The following is an 18,957-nucleotide window of genomic DNA, read 5'->3' as shown; positions in this document are numbered from 1 at the left end:
ATGCGGTGGCGGCGCGAGCTGCGGCGCGCGAAGCGGCCGCGCTCACCGGCCGCCCGCTGCCGGAGTGAGCGGCGGGCGGCATCCGATCCGCGTGGCTGGGGCGGCCGACCGCGTCGCTGCCGGTCGGCGACACCCGGCGCGGCATCCGTCCCCTCAATAGACTCGACGTCATGACCGTCGCCTCCACGCCCGCGCTCGAAGCCGATCGCCAGTACCTGATCGCCCTCATCCAGGACGAGGCGGTGTTCCACGGCGACTTCACGCTCTCGAGCGGCAAGAAGGCGACGTACTACGTCGACATGCGCAAGCTCACCCTCGACCACCGCGCGGCGCCGTCCATCGGACGCATCATGCTCGACCTCATCCGCGACGTCGACGGCATCGTCGCGGTCGGCGGGCTCACGCTCGGCGCCGACCCCATCGCGAACGCCGTGATGCACGAGTCGGCGCGCACGCACATGCCGCTGGACGCGTTCGTGGTGCGCAAGGAGCCCAAGGACCACGGTCGCGGGCGCCAGGTGGAGGGGGCGGATGTCGCGGGCAAGCGCGTCGTCGTGCTGGAAGACACCTCGACCACGGGTCAGTCCGCACTCAAGGCCGTCGAGGCGCTGCGCCGCGAGGGTGCGGAGCCCGTCGCCGTCGCCGTCATCGTCGACCGCAAGACCGGCGCCCAGGCCGCCGTCGAGGCCGAGGGCCTGCAGTGGCTGGCGGCGATCGACCTCGACGACCTCGGGCTCGAACCGCAGTAGCGCCGGGCGGAACCCCGAGCGACGGAGCGCGGCTGTGTCCGGCGCGCGGCGCGCGTCGCGCGACGCAGCGCTCGCCGCAACTCGCCGCGCCCGCTCGTCATTTCCGCCGGGATGTCACAGGGCGGCTCCGGGCGGTGTCTCCATGTCGAAGGACTCGTTCCCACGACACGGAGGAAGACATGACTGAGACGACCCGCATCCCCGCGACCGAGGTCACCGGCGTCTACGGCGCCCTGGTCAAGGCGGCGGCCCGGAAGATGATCGGCCGTGTGCCGGACTCGGTCGGCGTGCTGTGGCATCACAAGGCCGTCATGAAGGACGCGATGGGCATCGGGCAGAAGGTCGAGCACTGGCACGAGCTCGACCCGGACCTCGCGACGTACGCCGCGATGGCGGCGGCAGCGACCATCGGCTGCAGCTTCTGCCTCGACTTCAACTACTTCGCGTCGCACAACCGCGGGATCGACGCGGCCAAGGTGCGCGAGGTCCCGCGCTGGCGCGACTCGGCGGTCTTCACGCCGCTCGAGCGCCAGGTGATGGAGTACGCCGAGGCGGCGAGCCAGACGCCGCCGGCGGTGACCGATGAGCTTTCGGCCGCACTGCTCGAGCAGCTCGGCGAAGCAGGGCTCATCGAGCTCGCCGCGCGGGTCGCGTTCATGAACATGTCGGCCCGCATGAACGTGGCGCTCGGCATCCGCTCCGAGCAGTTCGCTGATTCCTGCGGCCTGCCGCCGCTGGCCCAGCGACCGGCCGTCGCGGCCCGCGCGTAGGCTCGCCGTCATGAGCACCGCTCACATCGACGATCCGTTCCTGGAGCACCGCAACCTGCTGTTCACGGTCGCGTACGAGATGCTCGGCTCGGCGGCCGACGCCGAGGACGTGCTGCAGGAGTCGTGGCTGCGCTGGGCCGCGGTGGACCACGACACGGTGCAGGAGCCGCGCGCCTACCTGGTGCGCATCGTGACGCGCCAGGCGCTCAACCACCTGCGCGCGGTGTCGCGGCGCCGAGAGGACTACGTCGGCGAGTGGCTCCCCGAGCCGCTGCTCACCAGTCCTGACGTCGCGGAAGACGTGGAGCTCGCCGAGAACCTCTCGATCGCGATGCTCACCGTGCTCGAGACGCTCGGTCCCGCCGAGCGGGCGGTGTTCGTCCTGCGCGAGGTGTTCGACGTGCCGTACGACGAGATCGCGGATGCCGTCGGCAAGACGCCCGCGGCCGTGCGGCAGATCGCGCACCGGGCGAAGGACCATGTCGCGGCCCGGCGCCCGCGTGTGCGCGTGGTGCCCGCGGAACATGAGGAGGCGGTCGAACGGCTCGTCGCCGCTCTCAACACGGGCGATCTGCAGGGGCTGATGGACGTGCTCGCGCCAGAGGTGGTGTCGGTCGCCGACGGCGGCGGCAAGGTGCGGGGTGCGGCGCGGCGCCCGGTGGTCGGCGCCGAGCGTCTCGCCCGGTACCTCATCGGCGGGATCTCGAAGCTCGAGGGCACGATCGTGGCGTCGGCGGCCTGGGTCAACGGTCAGCCCGGGATCCGGGTGGAGCTCGACGGTCAGCTCGCCGGTGTCATCAGCCTGACCGTCGAGGACGGCCGCATCACGCGGATCTACTCGATCGCCAACCCCGACAAGCTGGGCTGGCTCGATGCCGAGGCGGAGGTCGCGCGCTGATCGCCTGATCAGTCGCCGCGGCCTCGCCCGCGCCACAGCTGCCAGACCACGATCACCAGCGCGGTCAGTGCGATGAGCGCGGAGATCGAGAGCAGCAGTGTCTGCTCGGTCGACGAGATCACGGGCGCCTCCCCTCGGCGGCATCGGCGACGACCTTCGCGATGCGCGCGGCGCGCGTGTCGGGCCGGCGGGCCGAGTCGACGCTTGCGATGCCGATCTTGCGGGTCGATGGCGGAAAGGCGTCCCACGCGCTGCGCGCGGCCGGGGACGCGTCGAGGGCTGAGGCGAGGTCGTCGGGCTCGCGCAGCGCCTCGGCGTTGTCGAGCACCGTCCATGAGCCGTTCTGCTTGGCCAGTTCGATGGCGCGGAGTCCGGCTTCCGTCAGCAGGCCGTCGGCCTCGAGCTGCGCGACCCGCGCCTTGTTAGTCGCCGCCCAGCCGCTCGAAGAGCGTCGCGGCGCGAACCAGAGCCCGCCGCGCTGCTCGTCGAACGAGCGCACGGGGCCGTCGATCCAGCCGAAGCACAGCGCCTGCCGGATCGCGTCCTCATAGGCGACGAACTCGAGCCCCGAGCCGGGCCGCGCCCGCACCAGCCACGCTCCCTTGGAGGTGCGGTGGTTCGCGTCGAGCCACGCACGCCACGCCGCGGCATCCGCTGCTTCCACCATCTCGCCGTCGTCGAGCGCACCCATGCGGCGACCCTATCGGGCGGCGCCGACCCCACGCGCGGCGACCTCGCGCGCGGCGACCTCGCGCACCGCGTCGGTGAGCAGCCCCACGGCCTCGTCGACGAGTGGGTCGGCAAGATCGCCGTAGCCGAGCACGAGCCGCTCCGGTGCGGGCTCGTCGGGCGAGACGCGGTAGCGGCGTATGTCGGTGAGTGCCACGTCGCGGGCGGCGCCGGCGCGTACGACCTCGGCCGCGCGCACGCCGCGGGGCAGATCGAGCACGAGGTGCAGCCCTGCCGCGATGCCCGACACCCGGCAGTCGGGGAGGCTCTGCGCGAGCGCCGCGAGCAGCGCCTCGCGCCGGCGCCGGTAGCGCGCGCGGGCGCCGCGCAGGTGGCGATCGAGGCCGCCCGCTGTGAGGAAGCGGGTGAGCGCCAGCTGGTCGATCGTCGAAGGTGCCGCCGCTCCCATGCCGCGCACGTCGGCGCGGAGCCACGACGGCAGCACCAGCCATCCGATGCCGAGTGCCGGGGTCGCCGTCTTGCTGAGGCTGCCCGCGAGCACCACCCGGTCGGGAGCCATGGCCTGCAGCGCGCCGATCGGCCGGCGGTCGTAGCGGAACTCCGCGTCGTAGTCGTCTTCGATGACCACCCCGTCGCATGCTCGCGCCCATGCGATCAGGCCCTCGCGCCGCTCGGCCGACAGCGGTACGCCGACGGGGAACTGATGCGCCGGCGTCACGAGCGCGGCGCGTGCGCCGGTGCGGACGGATGCCGCCACGAGCGCGTCGACGTCGACGCCGTGCTCGTCGACGCGGACGGGCACGCAGGCGAGGCTCTCGGCCGCGGCCACCTGCCGCATGCGATGCCACGACGGATCCTCGACGAGGAGCGCGCGGTGTCCCAGGCCCCGGAGCGCGCGGGCCACGCGCCGCATGCCGTCGGCGGCGCCGTGCGTGACGACGACGGCGTCGGCATCGGCCCGCGCGAAGCGCGCGCGTGACAGGTACGCGGCGAGGGCATCGCGGGCGGGCGCGACATCGCCGTCGAGTCGGAACAGCTCGGCGTCGGGGGTGCCGGCCAGCGCCTCGCCCATGGCACGGAGCCACAGGGCCCGCGGGGCGTGCCGCAGGTCGGGAACGCCCGGAGCGAGGTCGAAGCGCGGGCGCCGCTCCGGCTCGACGGGCTGCGGCTCCGGACGCGCCGCGGCGACGCCGACGCGGGCCGCGACCCTGGTGCCCGAACCGGTGCGGGCATCGAGGATCCCCTCGGCGGCGAGACGCCCGTACACCTCGGTGACAACCCACCGCGAGACGCCGAGCGATGCGGCGAGGAGCCGGCTCGGGGGAAGTGCCGCACCGGCGGGCAGCCGGCCGGTGGCGATGGCATCCCGCACCGCCAGTTCGAGGCGCACGTGGCGCGGACCGTCGAAGGCTGACAGGTCGAGGAGCGTCTCCCACGCGACCGAATTGGTCTGGACTTCTGTCATGGAATCGGATCGTACTCCCAGACCGCTCGGGTTCCACGATGGAAGCACGCCACCACATCCCAGGAAAGGGAACGCCATGCAGTACCGCACCATCTCCAACGGGTCGACCTCGTTCGAGGTCTCGACCCTGTGCCTCGGCACGATGTTCTTCGGCACGCGCACCGACACCGCGACATCCCTCGCGATCCTCGACCGGTTCGCCGACGCGGGCGGCACGTTCGTCGACACCGCGAACAACTACAACGCGTGGGTGGGCGGCCACGGCCGCGACAGCGAGGACGTGCTCGGGGAGTGGATCCGCCGCCGCGGCGGCCTCGGCGACGTGCGCCTGGCCACCAAGCTCGGAGCCGCCAAGAAGGACCCCGCGCTGCCGCTGCAGAACGTCGAGCCGACGAACTTCCAGGGGCTCTCGGCCGCAGTGGTCGCCCGCGAGGCGCGCCTCAGCCTGCAGCACCTCGGCATCGACCGCCTCGACGTGCTGTACGGGCACGTGGACGACCGCGAGACCCCGATCGCCGAGACCGTCGCCGCTTTCGGGCAGCTGCAGCGCGAGGGACTCGTCGGCATCGCGGGCATCTCGAACATCGCGCTCTGGCGTCTCGTCGAAGCGCGTGAGGAGGCGGTGCGCCAGGGCGTCGACCCGTACGGCGTCGTGCAGCAGGGGTACAGCTACCTGTACCCGAGCCCGGGAGCCGGGCGCACGAACGACGTCTCGGTCGAGCTGCTCGACTACGTGGACTCCCTGGCCGCAGGCGCCGCTGCCGCCGCGGGCATCGACGGTCGCCCGCCGCTGACCGTCACGGCGTACTCACCGCTGCACCAGGGGGCGTTCACGCGGGACGACAAGCCGATGTGGGCGCCCATGCGCCACGCCTCGAACCGCGACCGCGTGCGCGTGCTGCACGACGTCGCGGCCGAGATCGGAGCCACCCCGAACCAGGTCGCGCTCGCGTGGCTGCTCGGCGGGGCGGTGCCGGTGATCCCGGTGGTCGGCATCTCGAGCGTCGCCCAGCTCGAAGAGGCGCTCGGCGCCGCGGACCTCGTCCTCGACCCAGAGGTGCGCACGCGCCTCGACGGGGCGGACCTCGGCGCCACGCTGGCCGCGGTGTGAGGGGACGGGGTGCGGCGGGCGCTGCGGAAGCCCCCGCACCCACCTCACCCCGCACCTTCGGGCGCGCCGCGTCTGGGCCGAGCGGATGCGTCGGGTGCGGCATCCGTTCCTCAACTGAGGACGTGCGTCGAGCACGTCAGCCGCGGACGCGCGGATGCCGCGGCCGACGCGTCAGAGCAGCTCGGGGTCCTCGGACTCGACGGGCTCCCCGTCGAGGAGGTCGGCGACCGAGTCGAGCACCTCGTCGGGCCGGAACGGGTAGCGCGCGATCTCTGCCGTGTCGCTGATGCCGGTCAATACGAGCACCGTGTGCAGGCCCGCCTCGATGCCGGCGACGACGTCGGTGTCCATGCGGTCGCCGATCATGCCGGTGTTCTCGGAGTGCGCGCCGATGCGGTTCAGTGCGGAGCGGAACATCATGGGGTTCGGCTTGCCGACGACGTACGGCTCCATGCCGGTCGCCTTCGTGATGAGCGCCGAGATCGCGCCGGTGGCCGGCAGCACGCCGTCGGTCGACGGCCCGGTCGCATCCGGGTTGGTCGCGATGAAGCGGGCGCCGGCGACGAGGAAGCGGATCGCCTTGGTGATCGCCTCGAAGGAGTAGTTGCGGGTCTCGCCGACGACGACGTAGTCGGGGTCGGTCTCGGTCATGATGAAGCCGGCCTCGTGGAGGGCCGTGGTCAGGCCTGCCTCGCCGATGACGAACGCGGTGCCGCCGGGCTTCTGCGACCGCAGGAAGTCGGCGGTCGCGAGCGCCGAGGTCCAGATCGACTCCTCCGGAACGATGAGCCCCGAGGCGCGCAGGCGGGCCGACAGATCGCGCGGCGTGAAGATGGAGTTGTTGGTCAGCACGAGGAAGGGCACGCCCTGGTCGCGCCACTGCTGCAGCAGCTGCGATGCCCCGGGAACGGGGGTGTTCTCGTGCACCAGCACGCCGTCCATGTCGGTGAGCCAGCATTCGATGTCGGACCGCGTGCGCATGCGTCCAGACTAGGTGTCGCGCGGGCGTAGGGTCGAAGCCGTGACGTGGGACCCCCGGAGCCTTCCCGACCTCTCCGGACGCGTGTACCTCGTGACCGGATCCAACGCCGGCCTCGGCTACTTCGCGTCCGAGCAGCTGGTGCGCGCGGGCGCACGTGTGCTCATGTCCGCGCGCCACCCGAACCGGCTGTCGGCCGCGCGGGCCGCGATCCGCCGACGGGTTCCGGACGCCGCGACCGACGCGACCGAGCCGCTCATCCTCGACACCAGCAACCTCGCATCGGTGCGCTCGGCGGCAGCGAGCGTGCGCGGCAAAGGCGGTCTCGACGGCGTCCTGCTGAACGCCGGCATCGTCCACCCGCCGAAGATCCGCGAGACCACGATCGACGGGAACGAGGTGGTATTGGCGACGAACGCCCTCGGTCACTATGCGCTCGCCGGTGAGCTGCTCACCGCGCTGGCGGATGCCTCGGGCCGGATGGTGTGGCTCGGCAGCATGTCGACGTCGCTCACGCCGTACGACCCCGTCGACCCGCAGCTGGCCGACGGCTACACCGCGTGGCGCGCCTACGTCCAGTCGAAGGTCGCGACGGCCGCGCTCGGCTTCGAGGCAGACCGGCGCCTGCGCGCAGCAGGCGTTCCCGTCACGAGCGTCGTCGCCCACCCGGGCTACTCGACCGGAGGCCGCACCCCGGGCATCGTCGGGGTCAACGAGCCCTCGCGCGCCAAGCGGTTCCGCGACAACCTGCAGGCGGCCATCGCGCAGTCCAAGGAGCGCGGCGCCTGGTCGCTCGTACGCGCGCTCACCGACCCCGGGATCGAGGGCGGAGAGTTCTGGGGACCGCGCACCGGCTCGCGCGGCGAGCCGCGCCGGCAGACGGCCGCCAAGATCACGCGCGACCCCGAGGTGGGCGCACGCCTCTGGGACGTGGCCGAGACGGCCACCGGCGTGCACTGGCCCTTCGAGGTCGCGGCGCGCTGACGGTCGCTGCGAGCATCCGCCCGCCGGAAGCCGGGACATCAGCGACCGGGATTCGGGACACGAGCAACCCAGGTCTCGGACGTCGCGGAAACCGGGGCTGAGGCCCGGGGCTGAGAGCGCTGCGGCTTCAGGAGCGTCAGGCGCTGAGCTACACCGCGTCGCTCAGGCGCTGAGCCACACCGCGTCGGCGGCGGCGCGAGGGAGCGTGACTTCGGCCTCGCCGATCCGCAGGGCGGCCGCGGACATGACGGTCACCGTCGCGCCGACGGCGACGCCGGCCGATTCCACGGCCCGCAGCAGCTCCGGGTCGCGGTCGCTGACGCGGAGCACACGACCGGTGTGACCTGCCGACGCCCGGCCGAGGACGACGAAAGGCTCGCGGTGCACGTGGCCCGCGGCATCCGGGATCGCATCGCCGTGGGGATCGAAGCGCGGGCGCCCCAGGCGCTCGTCGATGCCCTCGAGCAGCCGGTCGCTGATGGCGTGTTCGAGCACCTCGGCCTCGTCGTGCACCTCGTCCCAGGCGTAGCCGAACTCCCGCACGAGCCACGTCTCGATGAGCCGGTGCCGGCGGATGATCGCGGCCGCGCGGCGCTCGCCGTCGTCCGACAGGGCGATGGGGCCGTACGGGCGGTGGGTGACGAGCCCCTGCGCGGCGAGCTTCTGCACCATCTCGGTGACGCTCGACGGCGCGAGTCCCAGTTCGGCGGCCAGCTGCGACGGCGTGATGCGGTCGTCCTGCCACTCGGTGTGGTGGTAGATCGTCTTGAGGTAGTCGTCGACGGCAGGAGAGGCCACGGCTTCAGGGTACCGGGCGCCCTCGTGCTGGCCCGAGGCGCGAGGCTCACACCCCCGACAAGACGAGGAAGAGCAGCACGCCGTTGAGCGCGATGAGGAAGACGGATGCCGCGATGCCGGCGATCGTCGTCCACACACGGTTGCGGAACCCGCCGAGGATCTCGCGGTTCGCGGTCAGCCCGACCAGCGGCACCAGCGCGAAGGGGATGCCGAAGGACAGGACCACCTGGCTGAGCACCAGTGCCACCGTCGGGTCGAAGCCGATCGCGAGGATGACGAGCGCCGGGATGAGCGTCACGAGCCGGCGGGCCAGGAGCGGCACGCGGATGTGCAGCAGGCCGTGCATGATCTCGGCGCCGGCGTAGGCGCCGACCGACGTGCTCGCGAGGCCGCTCGCCAGCAGGCCGACGGCGAAGAGCGTGGCCACCAGCGGGCCGAGGCCCGCGTAGAGCGCGGCGTAGGCGCCCTCGAGCGAGTCGGTACCCGGCACGCCGGCCAGGTTCGCCGCGGCGAGCAGCAGGATGCAGAGGTTCACAGTGCCGGCGATGAGCATCGCGATGGAGACGTCCCACTTCGTCGCGCGCAACAGGCGCCGGGTCGGGATGCCGCGCAGCTCGGCCAGCGTCGCGTCCGGTGCCGACCGGTCGCTGAGCGCGGCCCCGTAGCCGAGCGGAGCCGCAGCGCCGATGTCCGTGTCGGTGCCGGGTTCGGGGCGCGTGCCGTCCGTGTGGGGCGTACGCCGTGCGCCCCACAAAGACGCCGCGCGCCCCGAACCCGGGAGGCCGCCGGGCGTGGCTGGAACTCCGGCGGCGCGGGGGGCGAAGCGGTCGCGTGCCAGCGCGCTGTGCGCATAGATGGCGTGCGGCATGATCGTCGCCCCGAGAATCGAGGCGGCCAGCAGCACGGAGTCGGTGCCCTCGAACCGCGGCACGAGGCCGGCCACGACGCTCGCGCCGTCGGGTGGCGCGACGAAGACGCCGAACGAGAAGCCGATCGCGATGATGGCGAGCAGCCCGATGATCACGAACTCGAACGGCCGGGGGCCGCGGCGCGACTGGATCAGCAGCAGCGCGATCGACACGGTGCCGGTGATCACACCGCCCCACAGGAGCGGGATGCCGAACAGCAGGTTCAGGGCGACCGCGCCGCCGATCACCTCGGCGATGTCGGTCGCCATGGCGACGAGCTCGGCCTGCAGCCAGTAGGCGCGCCGACCCCACTTCGAGCGGATGCGGTCACCGAGCGTCTCGGGCAGGCTCTTGCCCGTGACGATGCCGAGCTTGGCGGAGAGGTACTGGATGAGCCAGGCCATGACGTTGCCCAGCACGACGACCCAGACCAGCAGATAGCCGTAGCGGGCGCCCGCCGTCATGTTGCTCGCCACGTTGCCGGGGTCGAGATACGCGACGCCTGCCACCAGCGCGGGACCGATCAGCCACGCCAGGCGCGGCAGTGACCGGCGGGTGGTGGTGGCGGGTGGCACCCTGACGTCCTCGGCAGTTTTCGGCACACCGAAACCATAGTCGTTTTTCGGTGTGCCGAAAAGCGACTTCGCGGACAGATCCGGCAGGAAATCCTCGGGATCCCGTCCCCGCCTGCGGCCAAGCCGGGCCAGCACGAAGTCCTCGGAACTACGCGCCGTCGCGGCTCGGCGTTCATGCGGGCGGTCGGGGAGGAGCTGAGGCACGGCGGATAGCCTGGGCCCGTGACCCCGCCCGACGCGACCGAGCCCGACGCGACCGAGCCCGACTCCGCGCACGAATCCGCGCACGAGTCCGGGCGGGGCGCCGCGCCCGACTCCGGCCAGCAATCCGGCGCGGAGACCGTCGAGCCGACGCTTCCGGTGGGTGTCGGACCTTGGCCGGGTGGACCCGACGCGTGGCCCGACGACCCGCGGTACGACCCGGAGCTGCTGGCGCACGGCGACGCGCGCAACGTCGTCGACGCTTACCGCTACTGGACGATGGACGCCATCGTCGCCGACCTCGACACCCGCCGCCACGCGTTCCACGTCGCGATCGAGAACTGGCAGCACGACATGAACATCGGCTCGATCGTGCGCAGCGCCAATGCGTTCCTGGCCGCCGAGGTGCACATCATCGGCAAGCGCCGATGGAACCGCCGGGGCGCGATGGTGACCGACCGCTACCAGCACGTGCGCCACCACGAGACGGTCGAGGCGTTCGTTCAGTGGGCGGATGCCGCATCCTTGCCGGTGATCGCGATCGACAACGTCGAGGGGTCGAAGCGCCTCCCGGCGGCCGACCTGCCGGAGGCGTGCGTGCTGCTGTTCGGTCAGGAGGGCCCGGGGCTCTCGCCCGAGGCGCTGGCCGCGGCATCCGACACCGTCCAGATCGAGCAGTACGGCTCGACCCGCTCGATGAACGCGAGCGCGGCCGCCGCCGTCGTCATGTACGAGTGGTGCCGTCGCTGGGCGTGACCCGCGGCATTCTCACGCCGCTTCCGCGCTCACGGCCGGATGCACGGTCGACGGTCTCCCTACCTGAAGAGCGGCCACCCGTCGCCGCGGACGCGGGGTGACCGCGAAGCGCACGAGGTCGCCCACGACCCCGGCCGCGCGAGCCCGCGACGGCATGAAGCGCAGGAAGAACACCAGCCGCAGCAGCCACGCCAGCGCGCCGGTGAACGGCACGCCGTAAAGCTCCGAGATTCCGCGGCCATAGCCGAACGAGGCCGCTCGGCCCAGCCCTCCGTACGTGAAGGCCCGGGGCGCCTTTCCGTCCAGTCGCCGTGCGATCGCGCGGCCGATGTGGTCACCGCCCTTGATGGCCCACAGCGCGTTGGCCGGCACCGGTTCTCCGTTCCTCGGGTGCTCGACCCGTGCACCATCGCCGGCGGCCCACACGCCGTACCTGACGGCGAGTGTTCGCTGGGTGCGCAGGCGTCCCCGCTCGTCCCGCCACGGATCGAGCCCCGGGAGGTACACGGGACGCTGCCCGGTCGCCGCGACGACGGTCGCAGCGGCGAGCGTCGTGCCGTCGGACAGCACGGCCGTCGTCGGTGTCACCTCTGCGAGACGCACACCCGGCATCACGCGCACCCCCAAACGGTCGAGCTCCTTCTCGGCACGCGCCACCAGCCCCGGCTGATCGGACCACTCGCCCAGGATCCGGCTCCTCGAGTGCACGAGGGTGACCGGATGCCCGCGGTCGGCGATGGCAGCAGCGAGCTCGGCGCCCGCGATCCCGCCCCCGGCCACGACGACGGGCGCTCCCGGAACCGTCCCGAGGTGCTCGGCGAGCGCGGCGATCTCGTCCGGACCTCGCAGTGTGCGGCCGTACTGCTCGAGTCCGGCGACCTCCGACGCCGGTTCCTTGGCTCCCGTGCCCACCACGAGGTGGTCGTAGGTCAGCACCCCGATCTCGTTCTCGCCGCGCCGGTACGACACCGACTGGTGGACGGTATCGATGCTCAGCGCACGGCCGTCGATGATGCGGGCGAGCGGCATCGCCTCCGCGAGGGGCGTGGCGGCGCGGTCGGGCTGGATCATTCCGGCGACGAGCTCACCCGTGAAGCCGTGGAACCGGTGCGCGTGATCGGCCGAGATCACGACGATCTCGAGCGCACCGCTCGAGATGTCGCGCCCGCGCCGGCGGGCCAGCGTCGCATACGCGTGCAGCGTCACGTAGCCGCCGCCGAGCAGCACCACGCGGGTCATGCGATCACCGCCGAGTGCGCTTCGAGTGCGACGGGTCTGCCGAAGCTCGTCGGCTCCGCGGCGTGGAACCCGAGGCGAGCGAGCCCGCGTGCCCGCTCGCGGATGACGTCGACCTGCTCGAGCGTGGGATTGCCCAGCGAGAAATGACCGGAGTGGCCGGAGAGCGCGAGGATCGCCGTCTCGGCGAAGCAGGCGTACGAGCGGCCGTCCGGCAGGCCGATCTCGCCGCCGGTGAGGCGGAGGCTCGGGATCGAGACGATGCCGCCGTCGACGACCAGCACGTCGGGCCGGGCCGACGCGAGAGTGGGCGACGTGTTGCGAGGCTGCGTGGCGTCGAGCACCACCGCACCCGTCGCCAGGTGCTCCGGACCCAGAAGCGTGTCGGCGGACGCGGTGAGCAGCACGACGAGGTCGGCATCGCGGACCGCGTCGATGGTCTGGGCGACATCGACGTCCACGTCGTCGGCGATCGCCGCCGCAAGCGCCTTCAGCCGCCCCTCCGTGCGTGCGATGAGCGTCACCCGCGCGCCGGCGCTGTCGCGGGCGAGGAGCTTCGTGACCGCCGTGCCGACGCTGCCGGTCGCGCCGACGATGGCCACGTGCGGCCGTCCCGTCCGCGAGGAGACGTGAGGCAGCAGCATCCGGATCTGATCCTCCACGATCGCCGCCGTGAAGGCGTTCCCGTTCGTCACGGCGATGTCGGTGCGCTCGCGCAGCGTGAGGCCGCCGGCGGTGACGGTCGCGGTCAGCGCTCCGAGGCCGACGACGTCGGCGCCGAGAGCGGCGGCGCGGTCCACCGCACGACTCACGCGGCGTCGCCCCTCCTCGATGTCCGACAGCAGGTGCCGGGCGCCGAACGGGACCAGCACGACGTGGCCGACGCGCTCGCCGCCGATCTGCACGCCCGCCATCGTGACTGGTGGCAGCGGCAGACGGCGCAGGGCCGTGTCGTAGACGCGCTCGGGCACGAGGCCCAGCGGCCGCCAGGCGCGCGCGAGATCCTCGCGCAGACGTGCGCGGGGGTGGACGGTGAACGCGAATGCTCCGGTCTCGGACATGTCTGCTCCTCCTGGCGTCGCCGAGTGCGCGCCATGCGAGCAAGGAGTCGTCAAGGGCGGCGCTGATACCGTCCGTCCGAACTAGCGGGCTTCGGTGTCAGGCGCCCGCGGTCAGCCAGGCCGATCCGCGCACTCGCCAGCCGAGGGTGATCAGGCGCGCGAGCATGTAGACGCCGAAGAACGACAGGGCGAGCCAGGCGAGCCCCGCCGCGCCGACCGGATGCAGCACCGCGACGAGCACGAGTGCGGGGACGAACGGCACCAGGTTGAGCACGCCGACGATGGCGAGGTACTTCGCGTCGCCGGCGCCGATGAGCACGCCGTCCAGCACGAACACCACGCCGCAGACCGGCTGCGCGATGGCGAGCACGATGAGCGCCGGCTGGACCAGCGCGGCGATGCCGGGGTCGCCGGTGAACAGCAGCCCGATCACACCTGACAGCGCGCCGATCAGCGCTCCGGTGATCACGCCGAACCAGGCGCCCCACGCCACCGTGCGGCCGAGCACGCGGCGGACGAGTCCGGTCTCTTCGGCGCCGAGGCCCTTGCCGATGAGCGCCTGGGCCGCGATCGCCAGCGCATCGAGCGCGAACGCCGCGGTGGAGAAGATGGTGAACGCGACCTGCCACCCCGCGAGCTCGACGGTGCCGAGGCCGGTCGCCACCGCCACCGTCGCGAGGAGCGCGACCCGCAGCGACACCGTGCGCAGGAACAGCCACCCGCCCGACCGCGCGGAGCCGCGCACCCCCTCGCGCTGCGGGCGGATGGATGCCTCGTGCCGGCGTGCGAGCCGCCCCACGACGACCGCGTACGCGGCGACCATGCCCCACTGTGCGACGACGGTGCCGACGGCGGAGCCCGCGATGCCCCACCCGAAGCCGTAGATGAACGCCCAGTTGAGGAGGGCGTTGGCGCCGAATCCGAGGCCCGCGATCCAGAGCGGTGTCACCGTGTCCTGCATGCCGCGGAGGAGTCCGGTCGCGGCGAAGACGACCAGCATGGCCGGCAGCCCCCACATCGAGATGCCCAGGTAGATCTCGGCCTGCTGGGCGACCTCGGGCGTCGCACCGAAGAGCCCGACGAGCGCAGGCGTGGCCGCATAGCCGACGAGCGCCAGCACGGCGCCGATGCCGAGGGCGAGCCACATGCCGTCGATGCCGACCGACACGGCGCGGGACGGGTCGCCCGCGCCGAACCGGCGGGCGACGGCCGGGGTCGTCGAGTAGGCGAGGAAGACCATCAGCCCGACGATGGTCTGCAGCACCGCGGACGCGATGCCGAGTCCGGCGAGCGGCTCGACACCGAGGTGCCCGACGAGCGCGGAGTCGACGATGAGGAACAGCGGCTCGGCGATCAGGGCGCCGAGCGCCGGCACCGCGAGCCGCAGGATGTCGCGATTCAGGGTGTCGGTCGTCACCCTCCGAGCCTAGGAGGCGCCGCCGACGCCGGCCGCGCGCTCCGACGCCGCCTTCGGCATCCGTCATCATCACGATGCGGTCACAGCGTCGGATCGGCACCCCGCCGAGGATTCGCACACCTGGGGACGGCTACCCTGGAACGCATGACCGACGCCCCCCGCTCCGGTCTCGCGCTCGAGGAACTCAGCGCCGAGATCCGCCCTCAGGACGACCTGTTCCGCCACGTCAACGGCTCGTGGCTCGATCGGACCGAGATCCCCGAGGACAAGGCGAGGTGGGGTTCGTTCCACCTGATCGCGGAGCAGGCCGAGAAGGACGTGCACGCGATCGTCGAGGAGTCGCAGCAGGCCGAGCCCGGCACCGAGGCCCGCAAGATCGGCGACCTCTACACGAGCTTCATGGACACCGAGCGCATCGAGGCGCAGGGTGCGGCACCCCTCGCCGACGTGCTGGCGCGTGTCGACGCGGTCGCCGACATCCCCGGCTTCCTCCGCACGATCGGCGAGTTCGAGCGCGAGGGCATCGCGGCGCTCATCCACCTCTACATCGAGCCCGACCCGGGCAATCCGCAGCGGTACGTGCCCTTCTTCATCCAGGGCGGCCTTTCGCTGCCGGACGAGAGCTACTACCGCCTCGACAACTTCCAGGAGACGCGCATCGCCTTCCGCGCGCACGTGCAGCGGATCCTGGAGCTCGCCGGCGTGGCCGAGGCCGAGGCATCCGCCGATCGCATCGTCGCGATCGAGACCGAGATCGCCACGCACCACTGGGACAACGTCGCGAGCCGCGACGCGGTCAAGACCTACAACCTCAAGACGTGGGACGAGGTGCAGGCGCTCGTCGGCGTCGACCTGACGCCGTGGCGCGAGGGCGCGGCCGCCGACCACGCCGACGCGTTCGCCGAGATCAACGTCTACCAGCCCAGCTTCTTCGAGGGGCTCGGCGCCCTGCTCGTCGAGGACCGCCTCGACGACTGGAAGGCATGGCTGCGGTTCACCGTCGTGCACTCGGCGGCGCCGTTCCTGTCGGACGAGTTCGTCGCCGAGAACTTCGGCTTCTACGGCACGCAGCTCACCGGCGTGCCGGTCAACCGCGAGCGGTGGAAGCGCGGCGTCAGCCTCGCCGAGGCCGCGATGGGCGAGGCGATCGGCCGCGTCTATGTCGAGCGCCACTTCCCGCCGGCGTCGAAGGTCGCGATGGACGAGCTGGTCGCCAACCTCATCGAGGCCTACCGCCAGTCGATCTCCGAGCTGGAGTGGATGACGCCCGAGACCCGCGAGCGCGCGCTCGCGAAGCTCGACGCCTTCACTCCGAAGATCGGGTACCCGGTGAAGTGGAAGGACTACTCGGCGCTCGAGATCGACGCCGAGGACCTCGTCGGCAACGTCCGCCGCGCCCACGTGTGGGAGCACGACCGGCAGCTCGCCAAGGTCGGCCAGCCCATCGACCGCGACGAGTGGTTCATGACGCCGCAGACGGTCAACGCGTACTACAACCCGCTGATGAACGAGATCGTGTTCCCGGCGGCGATCCTCCAGTACCCCTTCTTCGACGCCGAACGCGACGCCGCGGCCAACTACGGCGGCATCGGCGCGGTCATCGGCCACGAGATCGGCCATGGCTTCGACGACCAGGGCAGCCGCTTCGACGGCGACGGGTCGCTGCGCGACTGGTGGACCGATGACGACCGTGCGGCTTTCGAGGAGCGCACCAAGAACCTGATCGCCCAGTTCGACGCCCTCGTGCCGCAGGGCCTCGCGCCCGAGAACACCGTCAACGGCGCGCTCACGATCGGCGAGAACATCGGAGACCTCGGCGGTCTCGGCATCGCGATCAGGGCGTACGCCCTGTCGCTGGGCGATGCCGAGGCGCCGGAGCTGGACGGTTTCACCGGCATCCAGCGCCTGCTGCTCAGCTGGGGACAGATCTGGCAGCAGAAGGGGCGGGATGCCGAGACCATCCGTCTGCTGACGATCGACCCGCACTCGCCCAACGAGTTCCGGTGCAACCAGATCGTGCGCAACGTCGACGCGTTCTACGATGCATTCGGAGTGACGCCGTCGGATGCTCTCTGGCTCGACGAGGATCAGCGCGTCACCATCTGGTGATGGCCGGGCCGCGTGCGGCCCGTTCGCCCCGCAACAACATCAACGGGAGGGAAACTCCGTGGGCATCGAGCCCAGAAGGGACGCCGAGTCGCTGCGGGGGGCGCGACGGAGCACCGGCCGGCGGCTGCCGAAGAGGGCGGCTGCCGGACGTCGTTCGTTCACGTCGACGCTGAAGGCGCTCGACGATCTCGCCGCATCGGGCGCCAAGATCTCGGTGCGGATCACCGATCTCGACCGCGGCACATCCGTGCTCTCGGGCGACGACTTCGTCACCCTGCCGGTGGCAGGGCTCGGCGTGGTGCCGCTGCTCATCGAGGTGGCCGCGGCGTTCGAGTCCGGGCGGCTCGAGCCGCTCGAGATCATCGACCGCGCGCAGCTCGAGCCGGTCGGCGTCGGGGGAGTGTGGCAGCACCTGAAGGCGCCCGCTCTGCCGCTGTCGGACCTCGCGGTGCTCACCGCGTCGACCGGCGACGCCATGGCCGCCAACGCGCTGCTGCGGCGGGTCGGCCTGCCGGCGGTGCGCGCCCGCATCGAGGACCTGGGTCTGTCGCGCTCCGCGCTGCTCGACCGCTTCCGCGACGAGCGCGGCCCCGACGACGCCCCGCACTTCGCGTTGGGCTCGGCCCGCGAGCTCGCCGAGGTGTTCGCGGCCCTCGTCAACTCTCAGGTCGTCTCGCCGGGCGTGAGCGCGCAGGTGGCCGAGTGGCTGAGCCTCAACCACGACCTCTCCCTCGTGGCCTCGGCGACCGGCCTCGACCCGTTCTCGCACGAGAACGACGAGCACGGACTGCTCTTCATCAACAAGACCGGCCGGGATGCCGGCGTCCGAGTAGAGGCGGGAGTGCTGGCCGGCCCCCGCGCCGGTGTGTCGTACGCACTCATCGTGTGCTTCGACGACCTGTCGATCTCGCACCGCCTGCGGGCGCACGAGGCGTTCCGCGTGCTCGGCACGGACCTCATGGAGTACGTGTTCTGAGCGGTTCTGTGACGCGGGGGTTTCCCTACGCCGGAAGGCATCCCGTACCATCGCAAGGGTGTCAACACCGCCGTTCCGCGCCGACATCGTCGGCAGCTTCCTCCGTCCCGCCGAACTCGCGGAGGCTCGCCGCCGCTTCGCCTCCGGTCAGATCGATGCCGACGCGCTGCGCATCGCGGAGGAGACCGCGATCGCCGAGCTCGTCGTGCGCGAGGCCGACGCCGGCCTGAAGCTCGCGACCGACGGCGAGTTCCGTCGCTCCTGGTGGCACTTCGACTTCTTCGGCCTGCTCGACGGCGTCGAGATCGTCGAGCTCGATCACGGCATCCAGTTCCAGGGCGTGCAGACCAAGCCGCGAGGCATCGAGGTCACCGGCAAGATCGGGTTCAGCGACACCCACCCGTTCCTCGACCACTTCCGCTCGCTCAAGAGCCTCCTCGAGCGCACGACCGGCGCGGTGCCGAAGTTCAGCATCCCGGCGCCGACCGTGCTCGACTTCCGCCTCGAGCCGGGACACATCGCCCCCTCGGCGTACGACGGTCGCGACGCCATCGTCGACGACCTCGTCCAGGCCTACCGCGACGCCGTCGCCGCGTTCTACGACGCGGGCGCGCGCTATCTCCAGTTCGACGACACCGCCTGGGCGTACCTCTGCTCCGACGTCGAGCTCGAGAAGGCCCGCGAGCGCGGCATCCACACCGACGGCATCGCCGAGCGGTACGCCGGCATCCTCAACCGCATCCTCGACGGCAAGCCCGACGACCTCGTCGTCACGACGCACGTCTGCCGCGGAAACTTCCGCTCCACCTGGATCTCGTCGGGCGGCTACGAGCCGGTTGCCGAGCAGTTGCTGGGCAACACCGCCTATGACGGCTACTTCCTCGAGTACGACAGCGAGCGCGCCGGGGGCTTCGAGCCTCTGCGGTTCCTGCCGGAGGGCGACAAGACGGTCGTGCTGGGACTGATCACGTCCAAGAGCGGCGAGCTGGAGGACGTGGATGCCGTCAAGAAGCGCATCGACGAGGCATCCGCGTTCGCGCCGCTCGAGCAGCTGGCGCTGAGCCCGCAGTGCGGCTTCGCCTCGACCGAGGAGGGCAACGTCCTCACCGAGGACGAGCAGTGGGCCAAGGTGCGCGAGGTCGTCGACATCGCCGCCGACGTCTGGCGCTGACCGCCGTCCGGCCCGCCTCTCGCCCGGCCCGCCTCGCCTCGCCGGTGGTCCCGCACCGGCCCGGCCAGACCCGGCGCGCGCGCTGACGTACTCGAGGACGTAG

General features: G+C 71.9%; 17 protein-coding genes. 9 read left to right on the top strand and 8 right to left on the bottom strand.

Annotated elements, in window-relative coordinates; translation table 11 throughout:
* Window positions 1–170 precede the first annotated feature (170 nt).
* The 3 genes from pyrE to Q9R08_RS20765 all read left to right on the top strand — a co-directional run bounded on the left by pyrE (window position 171) and on the right by Q9R08_RS20765 (window position 2,417).
* Window positions 171–749, top strand: coding sequence for an orotate phosphoribosyltransferase (gene pyrE, locus Q9R08_RS20775; protein WP_308870194.1), 579 nt, complete (start codon window positions 171–173; stop codon window positions 747–749).
* 179 nt (window positions 750–928) lie between these two features.
* Window positions 929–1,519 (top strand): carboxymuconolactone decarboxylase family protein, encoded by a 591-nt coding sequence (locus tag Q9R08_RS20770; RefSeq protein WP_308870192.1) that lies wholly within the window; start codon window positions 929–931, stop codon window positions 1,517–1,519.
* Between the two features lie 10 nt (window positions 1,520–1,529).
* Complete coding sequence (locus Q9R08_RS20765; RefSeq protein WP_308870190.1) at window positions 1,530–2,417, top strand: RNA polymerase sigma-70 factor; 888 nt, start codon at window positions 1,530–1,532, stop codon at window positions 2,415–2,417.
* 118 nt (window positions 2,418–2,535) lie between these two features.
* On the opposite strand, the gene Q9R08_RS20760 is transcribed toward Q9R08_RS20765, so the two are convergent.
* Both Q9R08_RS20760 and pdxR read right to left on the bottom strand, forming a co-directional pair.
* Window positions 2,536–3,108: a YdeI/OmpD-associated family protein gene (locus Q9R08_RS20760; protein WP_308870188.1), complete on the bottom strand. Its 573-nt coding sequence runs from the start codon at window positions 3,106–3,108 to the stop codon at window positions 2,536–2,538.
* Between the two features lie 9 nt (window positions 3,109–3,117).
* Window positions 3,118–4,572, bottom strand: a complete 1,455-nt coding sequence (gene pdxR, locus Q9R08_RS20755; protein WP_308870186.1) for a MocR-like pyridoxine biosynthesis transcription factor PdxR — start codon at window positions 4,570–4,572, stop codon at window positions 3,118–3,120.
* 76 nt (window positions 4,573–4,648) lie between these two features.
* Between pdxR and Q9R08_RS20750 the strand changes: the two genes are divergently transcribed.
* Window positions 4,649–5,683: an aldo/keto reductase gene (locus Q9R08_RS20750; protein WP_308870184.1), complete on the top strand. Its 1,035-nt coding sequence runs from the start codon at window positions 4,649–4,651 to the stop codon at window positions 5,681–5,683.
* Between the two features lie 171 nt (window positions 5,684–5,854).
* On the opposite strand, the gene Q9R08_RS20745 is transcribed toward Q9R08_RS20750, so the two are convergent.
* The gene (locus tag Q9R08_RS20745; RefSeq protein WP_308870182.1) at window positions 5,855–6,664 is read right to left on the bottom strand and encodes an HAD-IIA family hydrolase; all 810 of its coding nucleotides are present in this window, start codon (window positions 6,662–6,664) and stop codon (window positions 5,855–5,857) included.
* 40 nt (window positions 6,665–6,704) lie between these two features.
* Between Q9R08_RS20745 and Q9R08_RS20740 the strand changes: the two genes are divergently transcribed.
* On the top strand, window positions 6,705–7,646 hold the full coding sequence (locus Q9R08_RS20740) for an SDR family NAD(P)-dependent oxidoreductase (protein WP_308870180.1): 942 nt from the start codon (window positions 6,705–6,707) through the stop codon (window positions 7,644–7,646).
* A gap of 162 nt (window positions 7,647–7,808) precedes the next feature.
* On the opposite strand, the gene Q9R08_RS20735 is transcribed toward Q9R08_RS20740, so the two are convergent.
* Window positions 7,809–8,444 (bottom strand): metal-dependent transcriptional regulator, encoded by a 636-nt coding sequence (locus Q9R08_RS20735; RefSeq protein WP_308870178.1) that lies wholly within the window; start codon window positions 8,442–8,444, stop codon window positions 7,809–7,811.
* Between the two features lie 46 nt (window positions 8,445–8,490).
* Entirely contained in the window at window positions 8,491–9,954 is a 1,464-nt protein-coding gene (locus Q9R08_RS20730) for an Nramp family divalent metal transporter (protein ID WP_418001386.1), read from the bottom strand.
* Between the two features lie 333 nt (window positions 9,955–10,287).
* Between Q9R08_RS20730 and Q9R08_RS20725 the strand changes: the two genes are divergently transcribed.
* Complete coding sequence (locus Q9R08_RS20725) at window positions 10,288–10,884, top strand: TrmH family RNA methyltransferase (RefSeq protein WP_308870198.1); 597 nt, start codon at window positions 10,288–10,290, stop codon at window positions 10,882–10,884.
* Window positions 10,885–10,896: 12 nt separating this feature from the next.
* Here Q9R08_RS20725 and Q9R08_RS20720 read toward each other — a convergent pair whose 3' ends face one another.
* The 3 genes from Q9R08_RS20720 to Q9R08_RS20710 form a co-directional block, all read right to left on the bottom strand.
* Entirely contained in the window at window positions 10,897–12,123 is a 1,227-nt protein-coding gene (locus tag Q9R08_RS20720) for an NAD(P)/FAD-dependent oxidoreductase (protein ID WP_308870176.1), read from the bottom strand.
* Window positions 12,120–13,181: an NAD(P)H-binding protein gene (locus tag Q9R08_RS20715; protein WP_308870174.1), complete on the bottom strand. Its 1,062-nt coding sequence runs from the start codon at window positions 13,179–13,181 to the stop codon at window positions 12,120–12,122. The genes Q9R08_RS20720 and Q9R08_RS20715 overlap by 4 nt, the downstream gene beginning before the upstream one ends.
* Window positions 13,182–13,278: 97 nt before the next feature.
* Window positions 13,279–14,598, bottom strand: a complete 1,320-nt coding sequence (locus Q9R08_RS20710) for an MATE family efflux transporter (protein ID WP_308870172.1) — start codon at window positions 14,596–14,598, stop codon at window positions 13,279–13,281.
* A gap of 144 nt (window positions 14,599–14,742) precedes the next feature.
* Between Q9R08_RS20710 and Q9R08_RS20705 the strand changes: the two genes are divergently transcribed.
* The 3 genes from Q9R08_RS20705 (at window position 14,743) to Q9R08_RS20695 (ending at window position 18,854) form a co-directional block, all read left to right on the top strand.
* Window positions 14,743–16,707, top strand: coding sequence for a M13 family metallopeptidase (locus tag Q9R08_RS20705; RefSeq protein ID WP_308870170.1), 1,965 nt, complete (start codon window positions 14,743–14,745; stop codon window positions 16,705–16,707).
* A gap of 64 nt (window positions 16,708–16,771) precedes the next feature.
* Window positions 16,772–17,683, top strand: a complete 912-nt coding sequence (locus tag Q9R08_RS20700; RefSeq protein WP_308870196.1) for a serine hydrolase — start codon at window positions 16,772–16,774, stop codon at window positions 17,681–17,683.
* Window positions 17,684–17,741: 58 nt separating this feature from the next.
* Window positions 17,742–18,854 (top strand): 5-methyltetrahydropteroyltriglutamate--homocysteine S-methyltransferase, encoded by a 1,113-nt coding sequence (locus tag Q9R08_RS20695; RefSeq protein ID WP_308870168.1) that lies wholly within the window; start codon window positions 17,742–17,744, stop codon window positions 18,852–18,854.
* Window positions 18,855–18,957: the final 103 nt, after the last annotated feature.

Origin of the sequence: Microbacterium psychrotolerans (genome assembly GCF_031085295.1) — a bacterium.
GTDB lineage: Bacteria > Actinomycetota > Actinomycetes > Actinomycetales > Microbacteriaceae > Microbacterium > Microbacterium psychrotolerans.
Note: the sequence above shows the minus strand (reverse complement) of the source record. Positions and strands in the feature narration are given on the sequence as shown.

Coding starts and splice junctions, on each gene's coding strand:
- Q9R08_RS20705 (WP_308870170.1), top strand. CDS start 14,743: ATGACCGACGCCCCCCGCTCCGGTCTCGCGCTCGAGGAACTCAGCGCC.
- Q9R08_RS20750 (WP_308870184.1), top strand. CDS start 4,649: ATGCAGTACCGCACCATCTCCAACGGGTCGACCTCGTTCGAGGTCTCG.
- Q9R08_RS20760 (WP_308870188.1), bottom strand. CDS start 3,108: ATGGGTGCGCTCGACGACGGCGAGATGGTGGAAGCAGCGGATGCCGCG.
- Q9R08_RS20715 (WP_308870174.1), bottom strand. CDS start 13,181: ATGTCCGAGACCGGAGCATTCGCGTTCACCGTCCACCCCCGCGCACGT.
- pdxR (WP_308870186.1), bottom strand. CDS start 4,572: ATGACAGAAGTCCAGACCAATTCGGTCGCGTGGGAGACGCTCCTCGAC.
- pyrE (WP_308870194.1), top strand. CDS start 171: ATGACCGTCGCCTCCACGCCCGCGCTCGAAGCCGATCGCCAGTACCTG.
- Q9R08_RS20745 (WP_308870182.1), bottom strand. CDS start 6,664: ATGCGCACGCGGTCCGACATCGAATGCTGGCTCACCGACATGGACGGC.
- Q9R08_RS20720 (WP_308870176.1), bottom strand. CDS start 12,123: ATGACCCGCGTGGTGCTGCTCGGCGGCGGCTACGTGACGCTGCACGCG.
- Q9R08_RS20770 (WP_308870192.1), top strand. CDS start 929: ATGACTGAGACGACCCGCATCCCCGCGACCGAGGTCACCGGCGTCTAC.
- Q9R08_RS20765 (WP_308870190.1), top strand. CDS start 1,530: ATGAGCACCGCTCACATCGACGATCCGTTCCTGGAGCACCGCAACCTG.